Annotated in this window: 20 protein-coding genes and 1 tRNA gene; 8 read left to right on the forward strand and 13 right to left on the reverse strand. The window is 37.6% G+C overall.

What is annotated here, in order from left to right; genetic code table 11:
• The first annotated feature begins 74 nt into the window (after positions 1-74).
• Positions 75-1,325 (forward strand): DUF2130 domain-containing protein, encoded by a 1,251-nt coding sequence (locus tag AQF98_RS13265; RefSeq protein WP_055132431.1) that lies wholly within the window; start codon positions 75-77, stop codon positions 1,323-1,325.
• Between the two features lie 376 nt (positions 1,326-1,701).
• Here the strand turns inward: AQF98_RS13265 and AQF98_RS13270 are convergent, their stop codons facing one another.
• Both AQF98_RS13270 and AQF98_RS13275 read right to left on the reverse strand, forming a co-directional pair.
• Positions 1,702-2,184 (reverse strand): GNAT family N-acetyltransferase, encoded by a 483-nt coding sequence (locus AQF98_RS13270; protein WP_055132563.1) that lies wholly within the window; start codon positions 2,182-2,184, stop codon positions 1,702-1,704.
• Positions 2,185-2,401: 217 nt separating this feature from the next.
• Positions 2,402-4,780 (reverse strand): phosphocholine-specific phospholipase C, encoded by a 2,379-nt coding sequence (locus AQF98_RS13275; RefSeq protein ID WP_055132432.1) that lies wholly within the window; start codon positions 4,778-4,780, stop codon positions 2,402-2,404.
• 146 nt (positions 4,781-4,926) lie between these two features.
• Here AQF98_RS13275 and AQF98_RS13280 point away from each other — a divergent pair, with 146 nt between their 5' ends.
• A complete protein-coding gene (locus tag AQF98_RS13280; RefSeq protein WP_055132433.1) occupies positions 4,927-5,970 on the forward strand; it encodes an NAD(P)-dependent alcohol dehydrogenase in 1,044 nt (347 codons plus the stop codon).
• Between the two features lie 69 nt (positions 5,971-6,039).
• Here the strand turns inward: AQF98_RS13280 and AQF98_RS13285 are convergent, their stop codons facing one another.
• From AQF98_RS13285 to AQF98_RS13295, 3 genes are read right to left on the reverse strand one after another with little or no spacing between them, the layout of a single operon-like run.
• Complete coding sequence (locus AQF98_RS13285) at positions 6,040-6,909, reverse strand: aldose 1-epimerase family protein (RefSeq protein ID WP_055132434.1); 870 nt, start codon at positions 6,907-6,909, stop codon at positions 6,040-6,042.
• Between the two features lie 46 nt (positions 6,910-6,955).
• A complete protein-coding gene (locus AQF98_RS13290; protein ID WP_152969712.1) occupies positions 6,956-7,339 on the reverse strand; it encodes a hypothetical protein in 384 nt (127 codons plus the stop codon).
• A 10-nt stretch (positions 7,340-7,349) separates the two neighbouring features.
• Entirely contained in the window at positions 7,350-8,045 is a 696-nt protein-coding gene (locus AQF98_RS13295) for a LytTR family DNA-binding domain-containing protein (protein ID WP_055132436.1), read from the reverse strand.
• A gap of 229 nt (positions 8,046-8,274) precedes the next feature.
• Between AQF98_RS13295 and AQF98_RS13300 the strand changes: the two genes are divergently transcribed.
• A complete protein-coding gene (locus AQF98_RS13300; protein ID WP_055132437.1) occupies positions 8,275-8,874 on the forward strand; it encodes an insulinase family protein in 600 nt (199 codons plus the stop codon).
• A gap of 55 nt (positions 8,875-8,929) precedes the next feature.
• Here the strand turns inward: AQF98_RS13300 and AQF98_RS13305 are convergent, their stop codons facing one another.
• From AQF98_RS13305 to AQF98_RS13315, 3 genes are read right to left on the reverse strand one after another with little or no spacing between them, the layout of a single operon-like run.
• On the reverse strand, positions 8,930-9,946 hold the full coding sequence (locus tag AQF98_RS13305; RefSeq protein WP_082435054.1) for an FAD:protein FMN transferase: 1,017 nt from the start codon (positions 9,944-9,946) through the stop codon (positions 8,930-8,932).
• 7 nt (positions 9,947-9,953) lie between these two features.
• On the reverse strand, positions 9,954-11,273 hold the full coding sequence (locus AQF98_RS13310; RefSeq protein WP_200911879.1) for a Gfo/Idh/MocA family protein: 1,320 nt from the start codon (positions 11,271-11,273) through the stop codon (positions 9,954-9,956).
• Positions 11,274-11,318: 45 nt separating this feature from the next.
• Positions 11,319-12,287, reverse strand: a complete 969-nt coding sequence (locus tag AQF98_RS13315) for an SUMF1/EgtB/PvdO family nonheme iron enzyme (protein ID WP_055132439.1) — start codon at positions 12,285-12,287, stop codon at positions 11,319-11,321.
• A gap of 286 nt (positions 12,288-12,573) precedes the next feature.
• Here AQF98_RS13315 and AQF98_RS13320 point away from each other — a divergent pair, with 286 nt between their 5' ends.
• On the forward strand, positions 12,574-13,551 hold the full coding sequence (locus tag AQF98_RS13320) for a helix-turn-helix domain-containing protein (RefSeq protein ID WP_055132440.1): 978 nt from the start codon (positions 12,574-12,576) through the stop codon (positions 13,549-13,551).
• Between the two features lie 110 nt (positions 13,552-13,661).
• Here the strand turns inward: AQF98_RS13320 and AQF98_RS13325 are convergent.
• The 3 genes from AQF98_RS13325 to AQF98_RS13335 all read right to left on the reverse strand — a co-directional run bounded on the left by AQF98_RS13325 (position 13,662) and on the right by AQF98_RS13335 (position 14,916).
• A tRNA-Val gene (locus AQF98_RS13325) sits at positions 13,662-13,739 on the reverse strand.
• 100 nt (positions 13,740-13,839) lie between these two features.
• Positions 13,840-14,565, reverse strand: coding sequence for a DNA repair protein RecO (recO, locus tag AQF98_RS13330; RefSeq protein WP_055132441.1), 726 nt, complete (start codon positions 14,563-14,565; stop codon positions 13,840-13,842).
• A 3-nt stretch (positions 14,566-14,568) separates the two neighbouring features.
• Complete coding sequence (locus AQF98_RS13335) at positions 14,569-14,916, reverse strand: diacylglycerol kinase family protein (RefSeq protein ID WP_055132565.1); 348 nt, start codon at positions 14,914-14,916, stop codon at positions 14,569-14,571.
• 153 nt (positions 14,917-15,069) lie between these two features.
• Between AQF98_RS13335 and AQF98_RS13340 the strand changes: the two genes are divergently transcribed.
• The 3 genes from AQF98_RS13340 to AQF98_RS13350 are packed head-to-tail and all read left to right on the forward strand — an operon-like array spanning position 15,070 to position 18,383.
• Positions 15,070-17,424, forward strand: coding sequence for an RND family transporter (locus AQF98_RS13340; protein ID WP_235524230.1), 2,355 nt, complete (start codon positions 15,070-15,072; stop codon positions 17,422-17,424).
• Between the two features lie 3 nt (positions 17,425-17,427).
• Complete coding sequence (locus AQF98_RS13345; protein WP_055132442.1) at positions 17,428-17,952, forward strand: DUF4269 domain-containing protein; 525 nt, start codon at positions 17,428-17,430, stop codon at positions 17,950-17,952.
• Entirely contained in the window at positions 17,949-18,383 is a 435-nt protein-coding gene (locus AQF98_RS13350; protein WP_055132443.1) for a GNAT family N-acetyltransferase, read from the forward strand. Before AQF98_RS13345 ends, AQF98_RS13350 begins: the two co-directional genes overlap by 4 nt.
• Positions 18,384-18,389: 6 nt before the next feature.
• Here the strand turns inward: AQF98_RS13350 and AQF98_RS13355 are convergent, their stop codons facing one another.
• On the reverse strand, positions 18,390-18,650 hold the full coding sequence (locus tag AQF98_RS13355) for a hypothetical protein (protein ID WP_055132444.1): 261 nt from the start codon (positions 18,648-18,650) through the stop codon (positions 18,390-18,392).
• Between the two features lie 11 nt (positions 18,651-18,661).
• Positions 18,662-18,847: a hypothetical protein gene (locus AQF98_RS13360; protein WP_055132445.1), complete on the reverse strand. Its 186-nt coding sequence runs from the start codon at positions 18,845-18,847 to the stop codon at positions 18,662-18,664.
• An 81-nt stretch (positions 18,848-18,928) separates the two neighbouring features.
• Between AQF98_RS13360 and ileS the strand changes: the two genes are divergently transcribed.
• Positions 18,929-22,321, forward strand: coding sequence for an isoleucine--tRNA ligase (gene ileS / locus AQF98_RS13365; protein ID WP_055132446.1), 3,393 nt, complete (start codon positions 18,929-18,931; stop codon positions 22,319-22,321).
• Positions 22,322-22,326: the final 5 nt, after the last annotated feature.

The following is a 22,326-nucleotide window of genomic DNA, read 5'->3' on the forward strand; positions in this document are numbered from 1 at the left end:
GGCTGTAAAATCCTATCTATAATTTCCGTATTTTTGAGTCCCTCCAAAAAATTTGGACTACCAAACCGCAACACATGTCAACAGAAATAAAATGCCCTAATTGCAACCATGCTTTTCCAATTGAAGAGGTAATGGCAGAAGAATACAAACAGGATCTGAGAGAGAAAATGGTTTCTTTTACCAAGCAAAAAGAGGAAGAATTTCTGAAAAAGGCAGAAGTATTTGAGCAACAAAAGAAACAGCAGGAATTGGCTTTTGAGCAAAAACTGGTGCAAGAAAAAAATGCACTTCAAGCTTCGATGGCTGAAAATTTGCGTAAAACGATCAGTGCTGATTTTGAGAATAAATTGAAAATGCTCGACGATGCCAATAAAGAAAATGAAGAAAAACTAAAACTGGCTCGGGGTAAGGAAATTGAATTCTTGAAAAAGGAACAGGAAATTAAAACCCGAGAGGCAGAGCTGGAATTGAACGTTCAACGCAAATTACAAGAGCAGCGAGAAGAATTGGTAGTACAAGTTCGCAAACAAGAACTAGAAAAAAATAGCCTTAAAGAAACCGAGCACCAATTGCGGGTTAAGGAACTTGAGAAACAGTTAGACGACCAGAAAAAACTGGCTGAAGAAATGAAGCGTAAAGCCGAACAAGGCTCTATGCAATTGCAGGGAGAAGTACAAGAATTAATTTTGGAAGAATTGTTGCGCAACACCTTTCCATTCGATTTGATTGAAGAAGTTGGCAAAGGGGTAAGAGGAGCAGACTGTGTACACAATGTGCGCAACCAGTTTGGCCAAGAGTGTGGTCGGATTATTTATGAAAGCAAGCGCACCAAAGATTTTTCTATGGAATGGATAGAGAAGTTGAAAAAAGACATGCGCAGTATGGGGGTTGATGTAGCCGTAATTGTTACCCAAGCTTACCCTAAAGGCATGGATTGTTTTGGAGAAAAGGATGGGGTATGGATTTGCTCTTTTGATGAAGTAAAAGCTGTTTCTTACATTTTGAGAGATGGGATCATTAAATTATTTGGCGCCACCAAATCTCAGGAGAACAAGGGTGATAAAATGCACATGCTTTACGATTACCTCAATGGCAACGAGTTTTCTGAGCAGTGGAAAGCCATTCGTGAAGGTTTTATGAGCATGAAACTATCTATTCAACGTGAGCGTGATGCCATGGAAAGGTTATGGAAAAGCCGTGAAAAACAATTGGAAAAAGTATTGTTAAATGCAGCCCACATTAGAGGTTCAATTGAAGGCATTTCCGGTAATGACAATATCCAGTTGAGCTTGGGCGAAGACGACGATGACTTGTTGTTGGATTAGGTTTTAAGCCTAATATGAATCACTTTAAGAAAGTCAAGGGCAGCTAAGAATAAATTGATTTTACCTACTTCTGTTGGCGAGGACGCCAACAGACAGCGTACTCAAACTTAATTTCTTAATGTTTAAAAATTAAGCAACAAGCTAAGACAACGACGACTAGTTGTTCGACTAGTTTTTTTACCATTTAACCATCTTAGAAAGCTAAGGGCGACAATATATTGTAATCTGTTGGCAAGGAAGCCAACAGATAGCACTTAAAAACTTAATTTCTTAATGTTAAAAGTCATTTGCTCATGTTGGCGTCCTCGCCAACAGACAACATAGAAAACAGACAGTATAATCTTAAACTTAATTTCTTAATGTTTGAAAAAGCAACCTATAACTGCTTTAACATCCAGATATCACAACCAAAATGCCCAGAATTACCTAAGGCACCAGTAAGCTTTTCAAACCCCAATTTTTCGTACATGTTTACAGCCTGGTTCAGTTCGGGCATGGTTTCTAGATACATCTTTTGGTAGCCTAATTTTTTAGCACTCTCAAAACATTTTTCCATTAAAATTTTCCCAAAACCTCTTCCACGTGCCTCTGGATAAAGATAAAGTTTAATCAACTCACAGGTGCCATTAGGTAAACCTGCTGTAGGAAAAACTCCTGCACCTCCAATTATTTTACCATTTTCTTCCAATACCCAGTAAGCTGAGTTGCTTTCTTCAAACACATCAGATAAATGGTCGGTACTTTCATCAAAATAGGCAGTGCCGGGTTTATTCGCTTTATATTCGGCTAAAACACTTTTAATAAGCTGGCCAAGTTCAAGATCGTCGCTTTGTTGAATGGGTCTTAAGATTGCTTGCATTTGGCAAAAATAACGAAAATCTAGCTCAACTCTTAAATCCATTGGCGAGGACGCCAATGGATGCGAAAATGGATCAACCAAAACTTTGTGGCTTTTGTGCCTCTGTGGTAACAAAACTTTGCGACCTTGTTGTCGTAGTGGTTAGTAAAGCTCCTGTTGGTGTCTCGCCAACAGCAGGTAAAAGACTAACTTCACTATCGGATCTGCAAAAATCAACTTACCCGATCATTCCTCCCATAAAAGGATCACTAATTGACTCTGCTCCAGTTTCTACGTGTCCAGCATAATGTTTCAAAAAGTTTTGATGACCTACTACAGTAATGATCAAATCGTACCAACCTTTACTTTTTTGCAGGTTAAGGGTAACTATCTTTTTGCTATTTGCAGCTACTTTAATAGATTTTGAATTGGCTTGATAAGCTTCGTCTTTGATGAGCACCTCTAAAGTAGTGTGCTCTTTGTTTTCTAGAATTAGTTGCAAGTTACCTGTCGGTTTCTTTAGCAATCCACTTTGCTCATCAACACTTAACATTTCAATTGCAGGACCAGCGGCACTTCCTTTAAACTGTCGGAAAAACCCATTTGGTCCATTTACAGTTAAATCGTATTGTCCATTTTCAAATTGTGCAATTTCCCAGTTATCAGTTAAATTGTCTCCAGCATTTACGGCATAGGCCCAAGTTTTTCCAGCTTCTTTTTTATACTTGCTAGTGGTATATACATTAAAAGCTGCACCTGCAGATTCCATTTTCTGACCAAAGGCGGTTTTGGCAGCAGCGAAATTCAATTGCAGTGCTGTTTTCTCTGCATTTAAAACAGCATCTACTGCTAATCGGTAAGGTAAGGCACAAGCCAACCTTGTTCCTTTTTCTTGAACTGCAGCAAACGTTGATGCCTCTTTTGAAAAAGGCAAATAAGTATTGATTTGATCTATATCTGTTTTAGATAGTGCTGTAGGTGTTACTTGTGCTGGTTTCGATTTTGCATTTTGTATTCCCGTAATTACCTTCTCCTTTTTTAACCTTTCTGGCGTTTGCAATTCCTCACCATTATACGGCCTAAATACGGATGTTAAATCGCCACAGATCGCTCTTCGCCAAGGGCTAATCACTTCACTTTTTATCTTCTTCCCTGTTTTTCTACTTAAAAAATTCTCTAAGAACATGAGGGAAGAAGTATGGTCAAATACCTGCGAGTTTACATAACCACCTTTGCTCCAGGGCGAAGCAATTAACATAGGCACACGATAACCTAATCCAATTGGACTATCTTTTTTAAACTCATAATCTACCCAAGGCTCTAAACCTTTACTTACTTTACCTGTTGAAGGATCATTGGGTTTAGGGGGTACAAAAGGTGGGATATGATCAAAATAACCATCATTCTCATCGTATGTTAAAATGAAGATTGTCTTTTTCCAGACTGCTGGGTTTTTGGTTAAGATATCTATGGCCTCCGAAACATACCAAGTTCCATACAAAGGTGAGCTGGTATGGTCTGAGAATCTTTGTGGTGCTACCAACCAAGAAACAGTAGGTAATTTTCCATTGTCTACATCTTTTCTAAATTGTTCAAAGATGTCTTCTTTCGGGATATTCAACGTTTCTTCTTTTCCTTGATCGTTTGTGAAAGTAAAAGACGCCAATTTTAAATAATCTGCATTCTCAATATTAGTTGTAAAAGCCTTATTGATTAGGTTTTTTTCTCTTGCTGAAAGCTGATTGTATTTAGCCAAAACTTCTTCGGCACTTAATGGTGGATAACTGGTCTGGTCTCCATTTTGGCGAAAATAGGCTGATAGTTTTACATGATGCCTTTTCACGTATTCTAATGGATTATCGCCATAGTTGCCCAACCAATCGTCTACTTCGCCTTCAGGCAGTTTTGAGGTCCATAACTCATTCTGGTAAACTTTCCACGATACGCCATTGTCTTCTAAGATCTCCGGAAAAGTCTGCCAATCTACAAAAACATTGTCTTGCGATTCGGCCTGAGAATTGTTAACCACAGGCACTGAATTTGCTGATTGTTCGGGGCGGATAGTTCCTGTCCAAAAGAATAACCTATTTGGCGTAGTACCCGTTAATGACGAGCAGAAGTTATGGTCGCAAACGGTAAAAGCATCGGCCATGGCATAATAAAAAGGAATATCCTCTCTTTTGTAATAACCCAAGCTCATTAAAGATTTTACAGGTACCCATTTGTCATATTTCCCTTTATTTCTTGCGGCAACCTGATCAGACCACGAGTGTGGCAAACCGCCTTGCCAGGTAATTTTGGTTTTATTGATATCAACATGAAACGGGGCGTAAGTATTGCCTTTATCATCATTCTGGAGCCAGACCTTGTTCTGATTGGGCAAAATCTTGGCTCTTGGATCGTTAAAACCCCTCACCCCTCTCATTTTACCAAACATATGGTCGAAAGAACGATTCTCTTGCATTAAAAAAACAACATGCTCTGCATCATAGAAAGTGGTGCCAGGATCTGCATTAATGGCCATTGCTTTTTGAATAGACATCGGAATTACATTGGGCAAACCAAAGGCGCCAGACAACAGCGTGGCTTTCTTAATAAAATCTCTTCTTGAATCCATTTTAGTTTTAAAATTAGGGCTGTTCAAATGTACAGTGTAGCCTATTGAATTAAAAACAATCTGTATTAAATTTTATGACAAAATGCAGATTTGAATTGAAACTTTCAACACCTAAGTTTGTTTATCTTAACTAAAAAACAATACTGATGAGTGAAGTAAAAGCATATGCAGCGCATAAGGCAGATCAGCCTCTTGGGCCATTCAAATTAGATCGTCGCGAGCCTGGAGCCGATGACGTTGAAATCAAGATTTTATATAGTGGGGTTTGCCATTCTGATATTCATACTGCCCGTAACGAATGGGGCGGAACGATGTATCCAGTGGTACCTGGCCATGAGATTGTGGGCAAGGTAACCCGAGTTGGAAGTAGCGTGAGTAAATTCAAGGTGGGCGATACCGTTGGTGTTGGCTGTTTTGTAGATTCATGTGGCCATTGCAATAATTGTAAAGACCATCAAGAACAATACTGTGAAAATGGGCATACTCAAACTTATAATTCATACTCGCAAGACAGGAAGACTATCTCTTATGGTGGCTATTCTAGCCATATTGTAGTTACCCAAGGCTTTGTACTGAGTGTTTCAGACAAACTACCATTAGCAAATGTAGCGCCTCTTTTATGTGCAGGTATTACAACGTATTCGCCGTTGAAACATTGGGGAGTTAAAAAAGGCCATAAAGTTGCCGTTGTGGGTTTAGGTGGCTTAGGACACATGGCTGTTAAAATTGCTTCGTCTATGGGAGCTGAGGTAACCATGTTAAGCCGTTCGCCAGAGAAAGAGAAAGACGCAACAGCCTTAGGTGCTCATCATTTTGCACTTACTACCGAAAAGGCAAATATGAAAGCTTTGGCCAATACCTTCGATTTCATTATCGATACGGTTTCTGCACAACACGATTACAATGAATACTTGGCTTTATTGCGTACCAATGGTGTAATGGTACTATTGGGCGTACCGCCAACGCCTTCAGAAGTGAGTGCAGTAAACTTGATTTTTGGCCGCAGAAGTTTGGTTGGATCTTTAGTAGGTGGCATTAAAGAAACACAAGAAATGCTCGACTATTGTGCAGAACATAACATTAGTGCAGACATTGAATTGATTAAAATGGACCAGATCAATGAGGCTTTTGAACGTACCTTAACTGGTGATGTTCACTATCGTTTTGTGATCGACATGGAATCGATATAAGTACAAGAGAAATATTTGGGTTTAACATTGTGGATTTTAGAAATTCACAATGTTAAACTCATTTTCTTTTTAAAAACAGGTAACCTGCCAAGTACGTTGCCAGTTGCTTTTTGGGGCAAGTGCAATAATGCCTTCTTTATCTTTCAGTTGTTGGTTATGCTGCATCGAATCGGCAATGCCACACCAAGGCTCCAGACAAATAAAAGGAGCATCTTTGGCTGCCCATATCCCAAAATAAGGAAAATCTTTGAATTTGAAATTGAGACCATTGTAATTTTTAGTGTTCATTAAAGAAATGCTGTCGCTTTTTAGATTTTTAAAAACTAGTGCATCATCATAAAACAGTTCATGTTTCAATGCTAATTTCTTTTCAGTTAATTTTACAGTAGTCATTTCATCCGAAACCAGGTTATCTACAATATGATGGTAGGTTAATTCTTCATCATTGTTGAACTGCAAATAATAATCGGTATAAACACCTTCTTTATTTAATGGTGCCGCAAATGCGGGATGTCCTCCGATAGAAAACAACAGTTCTTTATCTGCAGGATTTGTAACCTCATAAGTGCAGCAAACACTGGCTCCAAACATTTTATAGCGGAGGCCCAAATTAAATTCAAAAGGATAATTCTTTAATGTCTCATCGGTATGTGTAAGCGTAAAAAGAACTTCATGCTCTGCAATTTGCTCAATTTTAAACTCTAGGTCGCGGGCAAAACCATGCCTAGGCAAATGATAGGTCTGGTTTTCATACTCGTAAGTATTGTCTTTTAAAGCACCAATAACAGGGAATAAAACTGGACTAAATTTACCCCAATAATCTGCATCTCCACTCCAAAGAAATTCGGCACCACTGTGTACACCTGTTATATATTGTAATTCGGCCCCCTTTGTATTAAAGGTTGCTTTTATATGCTCATTTTCGATGGAGACCGTCATGAGGTAAAAATAAATAAACGGTTTTATATGTCCTAAGAATTAACATTTAATTATTTTCATTTAACTCTATCAGGTATTGTTTAGCCTCTTCTACTGCTTTATTACAGATCTCGGCAATCAGATCTATATTTTCCTTTACTTGTCTACTATTCACACGATCATACAGGTCGATATCCAGATAGTCGGCTAATTTATTATCCAAGCCCATTACGGCAATACTAGACTGCATGTGATGCAATGTCTTTTTGATACCCGGATAGGCCCTAAGCTCGAAATCTCTTTGCAGATTGGCCAAGTTTTCTGGAATAATCTCTATGAATAGTTTGGTTACCTTTTTTTCATAATCAATATCACCCCTGCTTACTTGTTTCATGTAACTTAAATCAAGCAACTCAAATTCATTCTGATCTTTGTTCATTGAATTTTCCATTTAAATAACATTAAAGTATTTGTACCCTTTTATTGAGTGCAGCCCTAAAGGCATCAGACACTGGAACTAGATTCTTATCTATAATTAAGGTGCCACCCTCTATTGTATCTATTTTACTTACATTGATAATATAAGAGCGGTGAACCCTCAAAAAAATATGGTTGGGCAATTTGTCTTCAACCGATTTTAAAGAGGAATGGATAGAATATATCTTTTCATGCACTGCTATCTTAACATAATCACCCATTGCTTCGAGAAATAAAATTTCGTTTAGCTTCAATCTCCGAACTGTATTCGAGTCTCTGATAAAGATAAATTCATCAGGCACTTCACTTACCTTATTCTTTTTAGTTGTTAAAATTTCTTTGGCCTTTTCTATCGATTGTAAAAATCTGGCAGGAGAAACAGGTTTTACGATAAAATCTACAACCCTCAGGTCGAAAGCTTCAACGGCATAATCTCTTTTGGCTGTTGTAAAAATGATCATGGGTTGATTTTGCCCTAAGCTTTTTACCAACTCAATGCCACTCATGCCGGGCATTTCTATATCTAAAAGCAAAAGATCTATCGGATTAGTTAAAATTTTATGGTAACCCTCTGTGGCATTATCGCATTCTCCTATCAGATTCAAAGTTGGATCGAGCGCTAACAGCTGGATCAGTGTTAGTCTCGCAATCTGATTATCATCAATAATTAAGCAGTTCATGGGTAGTTTTAACCTCCCCCAATATAAAAACTAACATTAACTAATAAGTAATTTTAGTTTTGTTCAATCTGTTCATTATTAAAAATCGTATGTTAGCCTGAAATTTTAAATAAGGTAAGTGACTGTTTAACGGGTTTTTATGCCCATGTAACTACACCCTATTTAATGGTTTTACCTAGCAATGTAACTTTGGACTCAAATAATAAATTAAAAATCAAAATTTCTAACCATGAATAAAATCCACAAACTCTCGATCTTATTGATCACTTTATTCTCTTTTAACACTTCATTTGCACAAAGCCCAATGAAAGAACCTGTTAGCTTTAAACTCAAAAATGGCCTAACAGTAGTAGTTGCTCAAAATGTTGGCTTAGGCAAAATTTATTCTCGCCTAACTATCGAAAATCAAACAGACGATAGTCAAAAAGTTGCCGCACAGATTTTAGAAAACTTTTTGAACAGCAAAGCAACTAAATTTAACGAAGGTATGCTAGAAAATGGCAAACCTGTTGCTCGTGTAAGCATGACTTTTAACGAAGCAAATGCTGCCACTACCATTAACGCTTTCGAACAGACTTTAAGTTTTGTATCAAGTTCTTTTATTAATCCAGAAATTACTAAAGAAGCTTTTGATGAAATGAAAAGCACCTATACAGGTAACAAAGCAGATTTAGCTTCGATTACCATTAAAGATCTACAAGATTTTTATCATAAAAACTTTAAAGCAAGCGACGCCTATATTACAATTGCGGGAGACATTACACCAAGTACAGCCAAATTAATAACCAACAGAGTATTTGGAGACTGGAAAACCGAAACTGCTTTATAAAAACCTACAAACATACAGAGTTAAGGGGATTGGAATTAGTAATTTCAATCCTTTTTTATTTTGTATCCATCATCAATTGTTTAAAACCATTGCTTAACGTATCTGCTATTTTACCATCAGGTTTTTTATAAATGAAATAGGCAGCTAAGTTTTTCCTAGCGGTCACAAAATTTAAAGCTTCTGTTAGGTCCATAGCCATTAAAGCATTGTCATAACCATCTGCTGTAATTGCATCGTTTGCAAAAACAGTTACACTGATCATTTCATTGGTTAAGGGATATCCAGTTTTAGGGTTGATTAAATGTGAGACTGTTTGGTTACCAATTTTTAAATACTTTTGATAATTACCCGAAGTGGTTACTGCTCCTTGTTTAAATGTAATGACATGTTTGATTGAATTACCTGCGGCTTGACCTTCGTTTGGCCCTTCAATTCCAATTTTCATCTCTGTACCATCAGGTTTTGGTCCACTTGCCCTCAACTCTCCTCCAACCTCTACAATAAATATTTTAATGCCTTTTTGCAAAAGGAAATTGGCTAATACATCTACTGAATAGCCCTGTGCAATACCATTTAGATCTATATTCACACAGGGTTTATGTTTGTACAGAAATGAGTTTTTGATTTCAATTTTATCCATTCCAATGCAGGGCAGTACCTTCTCTATTGTTGCACTATCTGGAAAAACATTGATTTTTTTGGGCCCAAAACCCCACAACTGCACCAATGGGGCTACTGTAACATCAAAGAGCCCTTGAGTATCTTTATTGATCTCAAAGGCTCTTTTAACTACCGCAGCAAAATGTTCATCGATGGCCAAACCATTTTCAGATTGATTAAACTTATTAATGGTCGAATTGCTTTGATATAGCGACATCGATAAATCAATCACCTTTAAAATACTATCTATTTGCCCTTTGGTTACTAAACTATCTGTTGCAAAATAGTTTACCGCATAGGTAGTGCCCTGTGCATAACCCTTTATTTTAATTTCTCGTAATTGTGATTGATGAATTACCAAGCAACAAATAAAGGATAATACAACCCCTAAGTACTTTAAAGTAGCCTGCATTTAAATCTTAAGACAATGCTTTTGTTTTTCCAGGCATGGCAACAGGATATAATCCATTGGCATCTGGTAAAACTTTAGGCATGGCATCCCAACTTAGTTTGGCTGGTAAAAGACTATTCTCTGCTTTAAGTGCATCATCCCATTTAATTACTTCGCCAGAATAAGTTGCATAACGTCCAACTATGGCTGTAAAGCAGCTTTTTGCGGCACGTTCAGCATCCCAAAACTTATATTCTCTTTTACTAATGGCTTCAAATAATTCATCGTGTTCTGTTTGGTAAGGGTTGGCATTCCCCTTTCTATCATGGTTAAAGATCTCCTTTCCTTGATGGTCCCATAAAATACCACTATTATTTGCTGAAAGATAAACCCTGCCTTTTGTACCTTGAAAAGTTTCATCAACCCTGTTGCTGGTACCCTCAAAGTGACGGCATTGACTGTAAATGACAGAACCATCAGCATAGGTCAATTCTACTGCATGGTTGTCGTAAATCTCTCCATAATCTTTTCCGGTTCTCCATGCCCTGCTTCCTGTACCCTGAATAGAAACTGGATAGGCATTTTTTACCCAATTGGCAATATCTATATTATGTACATGTTGTTCTACAATATGATCACCACATAACCAGTTGAAATAATACCAGTTGCGCATTTGGTATTCCATTTCTGTTTGAGTAGCCACACGTGGTTTTACCCAAACGCCACCACTGTTCCAATATACTTGGCCAGAAACAACATCACCTATTGCACCATCCTGAATTCTTTTCAATGTTTCTCTATAATTGGTTTGGTATCTGCGTTGTAAACCAACCACTACATTTAATTTCTTTTGTTTGGCCAGTTCGGCAGCGGCCAAAACTTTTCTGATCCCTGGTGAATCAACCGCTACAGGTTTTTCCATAAACACATGCTTGCCTTGTTTAATGGCTTCTTCAAAGTGCATTGGTCTAAAGCCCGGAGGAGTAACCAATAAAACCACATCTGCTAAGGCAATTGCTTTTTGATAAGCATCAAAACCAACAAATTGACGATCTTTTGGCACGTCTACTTTTCCTTTAAACTTATCGACCAAGATATTATAGCTGCTCTCTATACGATCTTGAAAAGCATCGGCCATGGCTACCAGCTTCAAGTTAAATTTGGTACTCAATGCCTGATAAGCTGCTCCTGTACCTCTATCTCCACAACCAATCAAGGCTATTTTAATGGTATCATCTACAGAAGAAATGGGACTGCTTGCCCAAGCATAGCCACTCATCATTACCCCACCTGCTACTAGCGCAGATGCTTTTAAAAATTCTCTGCGTTCATTTAATGTTTCTTTCATGTTTTTCAAAGGTTAGTTTATATAGGTTTTTTTATTTAATTGATTTTAGTAGTCGGCAATAGGGGGTTTATTGTAATAGGCGTCTATCTGTTCTTTTGAAGGTGTGTTTAAGGGCCTCACCAATCTAATTCCAATAAAAGGTGCTTCTGGAAACCACCAATTGCTTTTCGGAATTTGAGGATCGATTTGTTTCCAAGCTGGCTCGGAAGCTCTTCTCGCCGCAGAACGAAGATCTTTTGCACCATCTTCATAAGAACCTCCCCGTACTACCAAAGGGTATAACTTATCAGCCACTGCTATTGGATTTTTAGCATCTGTTTTACTTAAACTTGCATAAAAATCTGGCTTGTACTGGTCGTAGGTCCACTCGGCCACATTGCCATGCATATCATACAAACCAAAAGCATTTGGTTTTTTCTGGCCAACTTGATGTGTTTTCTTTTCGCTATTTCCATTGTACCAGGCATAATCGCCTAATTTGCTTGGATCATTACCAAAAGCGTATTCTTCTTTGCTTCCTGCCCTGCAGGCATATTCCCATTCTGCTTCGGTGGGTAAGCGATAAAAAACCCCTGTACGGGCATATAACCATTTACAAAATTGAATGGCATTATACTGGGTCATGGCTAAGGCAGGATAATTTTGCTTACCCATGCCAAAAGTCATATCTAAGTATGGTTTGGTTGGCCTGGTTACCGCATCCACTTGTGTAGATACTTTAGCTGTGCTGTTATTTACCTCGTAATCTTTATAAAGAAATGGTTCATAAATATCCCATATTACTTCAAACTTGCTCATCCAAAAAGGATCTAGTTTTACTTTGTGTATGGGGATTTCGTCTGGATTGCCGTTCTTACTGCCCATCAAAAAATCGCCAGCAGGTACGGCCTGCATCTCGAAAGAAAGCTTTGTACCTTCTATTTGTTGTTGATAACCGATAAATTTTTGCTGTGCTAAAGTTTCAATTCCAAAAAATGCTAAACCAAGTATTAAAAAATGTATTTTGTTATTCATAGTAATTAAAAATAGAAAAAAAAATCCAATTTAGATAGAATTCAAATTGGATTAAGATATTTTTCCAAAAAATATTGGACATAAAAAAGCCTTCCGATTACGGAAGGCCTGGAGCGATAAATTATAATAAATATTTTGATGTAGTTAGCTACTAAAACTGGGATATATTTATCAACAAAATTAATGTTGCAACTCATAAATCGCCTATTTTATTTTACCGAATCACTCCAATCTTATAAATTTGGATTGATTAACACACTGAAAACTATATCTTGGTCCAATCTGTATGACGCACACTCCTCTATCAAAACCAGAACCTCAGGTAATAACCCAAGTTCTGGCAGCATTATCCCATTACCATCCATTAAGTACCCCATTAAAAGAAGCATTTACACAAAGTGCTTTTAACCTAGTGCTTAAACAGGGCGAATACCTGATGAGACAAGAAGAAGCATGCCATCAGATTTATTTTTTGGTACAGGGCATTGTGAGTGGCTATCGGCGCAAAGGACTTAAAAAGCTCATCACTTTCATTACCGTTAGTGGCGAACTCATCTCTCCTATTTCTGGCATGTATGGCCTAGGGCCTGCTGGCGAAAACATGGTTGCAGAAGAAGACTGTTTATTAATTGGGATCTCAGTAGTTGATATTCTCCGCTTTTTTGAGCTTTTCCCAGAAATGAACATCGTGGTACGCAAAATCTTAGAAAATCACTATAAAAATGCGCACGAGCGAGCAGTAATTAATAAAATGGGTACAGCAAAGGAAAAATATGCCTATTACCTCAAAATTTTACCTAACCACCATAATAGAGTCCCTATTCAATTGGCGGCTAATTTCTTAGATATTAAGTTGCAAACCTTACTCAACACCAAAAAAACACATCAGCTTCAAGAAGAGTTTAGTGCTGCTACCAAACATCAACTCCACGTCTTAACAAAGGCGATGAAAGAGGACAAGATCTTTCAGCAGAAAAAAATAAGCTTAAATGCGATTGCAGCTCAGCTCAATCTCAGCACACACCAATTGTCCTCACTCATTAACGAACATTATCAACAGAATTTCACCGACTTCATCAATACCTATCGCATTAATTTCATCAAAGATCAGTTAAGGAGCAAAGCCAATTTTCAGCAAACTACCATAGAAGCCTTAGGTTATGAAGCAGGATTTTCATCAAAGAGTTCATTCTTTGCGGTATTCAAAAAGCAAACGGGTTTAAGCCCTTTATCATTTGCCAATACTTTAAACAGAAAAAAATAATAGCTGATTTTTTTTTAGATAGACTAGTCTTAAAATAGGTTGACCTAAAAATCGATTGATTTTTAGCTGGATAGCACCAACAAAAAAGCCCCAGATTTCTCTGAGGCTTTTGGTGGGAAATGAGGGGTTCGAACCCCCGACCCCCTCGGTGTAAACGAGGTGCTCTGAACCAGCTGAGCTAATTTCCCTTTTGGTTTCCTTAACGTTAAAACTTAATAAATGTTCCTTCGTTTTGGGATTGCAAATATAGTGTCTTCTATTTGTTTTGCAAAAAAAATTTCACTTTTTTTATGAAAGTACATCTTCAAGGATTTGATGAGACTTGATTTGCCCGAAAGATGCTGTATGTAAAGTATAGTAAACCAATATTTTATCCAAAATTAACCGTCTGGTTTGATTGGCTAATTTTATTTCAATTAATTTTTCAAATGGCGTACTAAATAGCAACAAAAAATAATCTGCAAGTGTTTTTTCTATAAAATGTGGGTGGATCGGCATCACCGAAGTAAAATCTCCCTCCTGTAAATCGAAATATTTTTGGTCATTTCTAGTTTGGGCACGAGGTGCAAAACCTAAAAACCGAGAAAGTTTTAACAAAAAGGCCAAATGAAAATTCACACTAGGCTCGTCTGTTTCATCAAACCAACTGATGGCATTGTAAATGAAATCAAATAAATTCTCATCTGTATGCTGCTGGCGGATACTTTTATACAATACTTCATTTAAAAATTGTACAATGGTATTCTTCACCACATGATAAGGGATAGAACGAAAAACAGGTAAGGGACGAGCTTCTGCTACCCGTTGAATTTGTGTATTGATTTTATGATACACTACCATATCCAATAAATGTAATGGCTGCAGCACGTTCATTGGTATTTTGGCTTTCGCTTTTTTAACGCCATTGATCAGGTAAGATTGGATCCCGAATTTATCGGTAAATACCTGAACAATTACACTGCTTTCGCTATACAGTGTCGTTTTTAAAACAATCCCTCTAATTTTATGTAACATTTGTTAAATGAACTTTGGCACAAAAATAAACAATGCAATGGCTAACGCTAAAAAAGCTGCAACCAAAACCGCTGCCGCTGCCACATCTTTGATCAAACCTGCCTTTGCTTGTTTTTGAGGCGAAACTAGGTCTACTAGAATTTCAATGGCTGTGTTAATTAATTCAAGTATCAATACCATGGCAATTGCCAAGGCTATCCATAACCACTCGGCACAAGTCAATTTTGCATATAAGCCCAATAAAACAACCAATACAGCCGAAATACAATGAATTTTAAAATTGAGCTGTGTACGGAATGTGTAGACTAATCCGTTAAATGCATAAACAAAGCCATTTAAAAATCTTTTCATTGCTAGGCTAAAATACATCAAAAAAGATAGATTAGCTATCCATAGTTCAAACAATAAAGGGTTTCTACTGTTAATTTACCATTAAATAGATCTGTAGATTTTGTATTCAGCCATTTTTATACTTTCTTTACTTTTTTAAAAACGCAGTTGATTATGTGGGCTAAACTTTCTAAAGCTATACTTCAAAATAGAATTCTACTTATCCTTTTCTTCCTGATCGCTACAGTTTTCATGGCCTGGCATGCCCGAAATCTAAAACTTTCCTATTCGGGAAGTAAAATTCTGCCCCTTACCGATTCTGTTTTTATCAAATACAACGCTTTTAAAAAACAGTTTGGCGAAGACGGAAGTGTAATGGTATTGGGCGTTCAAAGCCCCAATATTTATCAAAAAGATACCTACAATAAATGGGTACAGCTATCTGATGATATTCAAAAGCTGAATGGGATCAAAGGCGTATTGTCTATTGGCAAATTATTCGATCTCCAAAAAGACACCGTCAATCAGAAATTTGTAGTGAGCCCAATTCCAAGTGGTTTGGTTAAAAACGATGCTGCAATGGACTCATTAAAGAACCGCATTTTTGGCATGCCTTTTTATAGTGGTTTGTTGTTCAACAAAACAAGTAATGCTACTTTAATGGCCATTACTTTCGACCCAAAAATATTAAATTCTGTTAATAGAAATCCTATTTTAAAAGAGATTGAAGCCAAAGCTGAGGCTTTTAGCAAAAGTACTGGCCTACACGTACATCTATCTGGGCTGCCCTTTATCAGAACAGCAACAAGCAAGTTGGTATCTAATGAGTTTGTTTTGTTTTTAGGCTTGTCTATTTTAGTTTCTGCTTTAATCTTGCTCATCTTTTTCAGAAGTTTTTACGCCGTATTTTTTCCCATATTGGTGGTAATAATGGGTGTAATCTGGAGCATAGGTACCCTGGTATTATTTGGTTACGAGATTACCATTTTAACTGGACTAATTCCGCCATTAATTGTAATTATTGGTATTCCGAACAGTATCCTGCTGTTAAACAAATACCATAACGAACTTAAAAAACATGGCGATAAGGAAAAAGCCATGAGCATTACCATTGAAAGAATAGCTGTTACCACTTTAATTGCCAATGTAACCGCAGCCATTGGGTTTGGCGTACTGTATTTTACCGGAAGTGAGCTGCTCATGCAGTTTGGAAGTGTAGCTGCATTAAACGTAATGTTTACCTGGTTAATGTGCCTTTGCCTCATCCCTATTATTTTTAGTTATTTACCGATACCAAAAGGCAAAGCCAATACACCACATGTGCCTAACTTTTTAGACCATCTATTGGCAAAAACTGATGCATTGGTTCAGCAAAAAAGTGTGTTGATCTATATCGCCACTATCATTTTAACCATCATTTCTTTTATTGGCATCTATAAAATAAACATCAACGGCTATGTGGTTGACGATCTTCCTAAAAACTCACAAATCTTAACCGATCTTAAGTTTTTTGAAAAGAATTTTGAAGGGATTTTACCACTGGAGATCAGCGTAGACACCAAACGTAAAAACGGAATTTTAAGCATTTCTACGCTCAATAAAATTGATAAAATGGAACGGATGATTGCCGATTACCCGGAGTTTTCTCGTTCTATATCTTTAAACACTGGTTTAAAATATGCTTCGCAAGCATTTTATAATGGCGATTCTGCCTTCTACCGTCTACCTACAGACATTGAGAAAAATTTCATTCTGGCTTATGCTGCCAACTCTGGAAAAGGAAATGGCAATATGTTAACCAATTTTGTAGATAAGGATAAACAAACCGCCAGAATCAGTTTTCAAATGGCCGATGTAGGCTCCAAACGTTTAGATGCGTTATTGCTTGAACTCAAACCACGTATCGACTCCATTTTAACACCTAAACGATTTGATGTAACCTTAACTGGATCGAGCATTATTTTCTCTAAGGGAACCGATTATTTGTTACGACATCTATTTGAAAGCATTGGATTGGCCATCGTTTTGATCTCACTTTTAAGGTTAGCTCAATTTAAAAGTTTGGGAATCATGTTTATTTCGCTACTGCCAAACATTGTACCTTTGGTGATTACCGCTGGCTTGATGGGTTTCTTTAACATTGCCTTAAAACCGTCTACCATTTTAATTTTCACCATTGCCTTTGGCTTGGCTTCAGACCAAACCATTTACTTTTTAACCAGGTACCAACAAGAACTAACCCTAACCAATTATAGCGTAACTAAAGTAGTTTCTGATACCATTAGAGAAACTGGGGTAAGCATGACCCACATTGCCTTGATCTTATTTTTTGGCTTTGGCATATTTACGGCTTCAACCTTTGGTGGCACTGTAGTTTTGGGATTATTGCTATCCATTACCTTGATTGTGGCCTTGGTATTTAACCTTACTTTGTTACCAGCATTGATGCTTTGGTTAGATAAAAAGAAAACCAGAAAATTGATTTCTGCCGAAGAGGTTGCCAAAAATATGGAACAGATTGACCATTAAACCATGATTGATTTTGAGGATATTGGTTATTTAAAGAATGGCACCGAAAGACAACAATTGGCACACCACGTGTTAACTAAACATGCAATTTTTGAAAAACTTATCGCCTTCCAACCAATTTTAACGGGTACTATCCCCATTAATATCGACATTCCATCTAGCGATTTGGACATTAGCTGTTATTGGACCAATAAGGAAGATTTCATTGCCCAAGTTCAAAAATCTTTTGCAGCTGAAGAGGAATATCAACTTCGGGAAACGATCATCAATGGAGAAGAAACGATTATCGCCAACTTTAAAATTGATGGTTTTGAAATAGAACTATTTGGACAGCGTATTCCTAGCAAACAACAAAATGCCTTTCGGCACCTTTTAATTGAACAACAGATTTTAGCCGAAAAAGGGGAAGAATTTAGGCTAGAAATTATCAATCTAAAACTACAGGGCTATAAAACCGAGCCAGCATTTGCACACCTTTTAAAATTAGAAGGAGATCCGTATCTTTCACTTTTAACTTTATCAAAATGATTTTTAGAGTAGCAGAGGTACTAGACATTAAACAAATTCAGGTGGTTAGAAATTCGGTTAAAGAAAATACCTTATCAGACCCTAGTTTGGTAACAGATCGAGATTGCGAAGAATTTTTAATGGAAAGAGGTAAAGGTTGGGTATGCGAAATCAACCATCAGATTGTAGGTTTTGCTATTGCCGACTTAAAGGAAGATAATGTTTGGGCCTTATTTGTCGATCCGCAATTTGCGAAACAAGGCATTGGCAAAAAGCTCCATCAATTGATGTTAGATTGGTATTTCGATCAGCAGAGAGAACGGATTTGGCTAGGCACATCGCCCGGCACTAGGGCAGAACAGTTTTATAGAACATTAGGTTGGCAAGAAATTGGCATGCATGGCAAAGACGAAATTAAATTCGAGCTGACTAAAGAAAACTGGAGAAAGTAATAGCAACTAAGCTACATGCTCATCGTTTACAGGCTCTTCGCCAATGGGCTTTAACTCTACCTTTGCGCCTTCACGATCTACTTTTTTGGCAAACAAGATGGGGTAAAGAAACAGTAGTGCACCCACAATTAAAAGTACACCCGAAATACCAAGCACAACATCGCTGCCGGCTAACTTGTTACTATACATTATTCGGGCGGCAATTAAGGCTACAATTCCTAAAAAAATGGCAATAACAGCCTTCCGTAATTTCAATACTTTGATCATGACTTTGAGCTTTAGATTTTTCTTCGTTTAATTATACTGATGATAACAAAAATTAAACCAATTAGTTCTAACAACATGGTAAAAATCAAAAGCCCCATTGTTAACGCACCATGATCATTTTTAAGCAAAATAGCCACAGGCATTAATACCACCGCAGCAATCATAAATATCAGTCCAATTTTCAGTAACTTTTCCATAAAACAAAATCGCACAAAACTACCATAATTCATTCTAAAACTGTAACTTTGCATCCTTTAATTTTTGAAGATACTTGATTGATGTATAGGGAATTTAAACAGTTAGAATTAGCTAAAATAGGAAAAGAGATACTAGATTTTTGGAAAGCGGAAAACATCTTTGAAAAAAGCATTAGTACACGTTCAAAAGCCAAGCCTTTTACTTTTTATGAGGGACCGCCTTCGGCAAATGGCATGCCTGGTATTCACCATGTAATGGCTCGTGCTATTAAAGACATTTTTTGTCGCTACAAAACCCTTAAAGGTTACCAAGTTAAACGCAAGGGTGGATGGGATACCCATGGTCTTCCTATTGAGCTTGCTGTAGAGAAAAAATTAGGCATTACCAAAGACGACATTGGCAGAAAAATCTCTGTTGAAGCCTACAATTCGGCTTGTAAGGAAGAGGTAATGCGTTATACAGACGTATGGAATGACCTGACCGAAAAAATGGGTTATTGGGTTGATCTGCAAAAACCATATGTCACCTACCATAACGAATACATTGAAACTTTGTGGTGGATCTTAAAATCGTTCTACGACAAAGGATTACTATACAAAGGCTATACCATACAACCTTATTCGCCTGCGGCCGGAACAGGTTTAAGTTCGCACGAACTGAACCAACCAGGCACTTATCGCGATGTAAGTGACACCACCATTGTGGCACAATTTAAGGCCATTCCATCAACTTTACCTTCATTTTTAAACAGTTATGGAGAAGTAAGCTTTTTGGCTTGGACCACTACCCCTTGGACTTTACCAAGTAATACCGCATTAACAGTTGGGCCAAAAATTGATTATGTTTTAGTTCAAACATTTAACCAATATACATTTGAGCCTACCCAAGTAATATTGGCCAAAGCCTTAGTAGGCAAACAGTTTGCAGGTAAATTTTTCTTAGCCGAAAGCGATGCTGATTTTAGCAATTACAAAGCTGAGGACAAAAAAATACCTTATCGCATTTTAACCGAGTTTGTAGGTGCAGATTTAGTGGGCATCAAATATGAGCAGTTATTGGCTTGGGCTACCCCATATCAAAATCCGGAGCATGCCTTTAGGGTAATTAGTGGCGATTTTGTAACCACCGAAGATGGTACGGGTATAGTGCACACGGCACCTACTTTTGGTGCAGACGATGCTCGTGTAGCTAAATTAGCTACACCAGAAGTACCACCAATGCTCGTTCTAGACGACAAAGGTAATGCGGTACCATTGGTAGATCTACACGGACAATTCATTACCACTTTAGGTGGAGATTTGGGTGGTAAATACGTTAAAAATGAATATTATAACGATGGCGAAGCACCAGAGAAATCTGTAGATGTTGAAATTGCCATCCTTTTAAAAGAAGAGAATAAAGCCTTTAAGGTAGAGAAATACGTACACAGCTACCCACATTGCTGGCGTACAGATAAACCAGTTTTATATTATCCTTTAGACAGTTGGTTTATTAAAACTACAGCCGTTAAAGAAAAAATGGTAGAGCTGAACAAAACCATCAACTGGAAACCAGAAGCTACCGGAACAGGTCGTTTTGGCAATTGGTTGGAGAACTTGGTTGACTGGAATTTATCACGCTCACGTTACTGGGGTACGCCTTTACCAATTTGGCGCACTGCCGATGGCTTGGAAGAAAAATGTATTGGTTCTATAGCAGAATTGAATGCAGAAATCCAAAAAGCGATCGAGGTTGGTTTCATGCCTGCAGGTTTTGAGCTTAAAGACATGCACCGTCCATATGTAGATGATGTGATCTTGGTATCGGCCAAAGGCGAAAAAATGACCAGAGAACTAGACCTGATTGATGTTTGGTTTGACAGTGGTGCGATGCCTTATGCACAATGGCACTTTCCTTTTGAGAACAAAGAAGAATTTGAGAATGCCTACCCTGCCGATTTTATTGCCGAAGGTGTAGATCAAACCCGTGGTTGGTTCTTTACTTTACATGCCATTGCGGTAATGTTAAGCGAGAGCAGCGACGAGATCAAAGCCATCAACAAACACGTCAACAACTTAGGTGTAGCCTATAAAAATGTAGTTTCTAATGGATTGGTATTAGATAAAAACGGCAACAAAATGTCTAAACGTTTGGGCAATGCTGTTGATCCTTTTTCTACCATAGATACTTATAGTGCCGATGCTACCCGCTGGTACATGATCAGCAATGCTTCACCTTGGGACAACCTGAAATTTAGTTTAGAAGGTTTGGACGAAGTGCGTCGCAAGTTTTTTGGCACCTTATACAACACGTACTCTTTCTTTGCCTTATACGCAAACATAGATAAATTTGAGATCGATCTGAACAACCAAACTCCTGTTGACAAACGCAGTGAGCTTGACCGTTGGATCTTATCGTTGCTGCAAACCTTAATTGCAGAAGTTGATGAAAGTTACAATGCTTATGAACCCACTAAAGCGGCTAGAGCAATCCAAACTTTTGTAGACGAGCATTTGAGCAATTGGTACATCCGCTTATCTCGTCGTCGCTTCTGGAAAGGAGAAATGACCGAAGATAAAAAGGCTGCTTACGAAACTTTGTTTACTTGTTTAATGACCATATCGCAATTGATGAGCCCAGTTGCTCCGTTCTTTGCCGATTGGTTGTACAAAAACTTAAGTGAAGCTACACCTGGTCAACATGCAGAATCGGTACACTTAACTATCTGGAATGAGGTTGACACCAGCTTGATCGATCAACAATTGAACGAGCGGATGGAATTGGCCCAAAACATTTCTTCGATGGTATTGTCACTTCGTAAAAAAATGGGCATCAATGTTCGTCAGCCATTGGCAAAAGTATTGATCCCAGTATTGGATGATACTTTCCAAGTAAAAGTTGAATTGGTAAAAGATTTGATCTTATCAGAAACCAACATTAAAGAAGTCGATTTCATTAAAGATACTGCCGGGTTTATCAAGAAAAAGGTAAAACCGAACTTTAAGGCATTAGGCGCCAAAGTTGGAAAAGACATGAAATTGGTTACCGAGGCCATCAATAACATGTCGCAAGAAGATTTGGCTCAATTTGAAAGAGAAGGCACAATTGCTATCCCTAATACCGCCTATTCGATCTTGCTTGCTGATGTAGAAATTATTGCAGAAGATATTCCAGGTTGGCAGGTAACTAACCTTGGTAGTTTAACAGTGGCCTTGGATGTAAGCATTACCCCAGAACTGAAACGAGAAGGATTATCGCGTGAGTTAATTAATCGCATCCAAAACTTAAGAAAAGAATTAAATTTTGAAGTTACCGATCGCATTAGTGTAAATTTACAAAACGATAATGTAATAGCAGATGCAGTAAATCAGAACAAAGCCTACATTTGCGCAGAAATATTAGCTGACGATATTATATTAGCAGCAGACATAACTAATGGAAACAAAATAGTAATTGAAGATGTTGAACTACAAATCTTAATTGCCAAACAATAAATTAA

It is taken from the genome of Pedobacter sp. Hv1, from assembly GCF_001412215.1.
Taxonomy (GTDB): domain Bacteria; phylum Bacteroidota; class Bacteroidia; order Sphingobacteriales; family Sphingobacteriaceae; genus Pedobacter.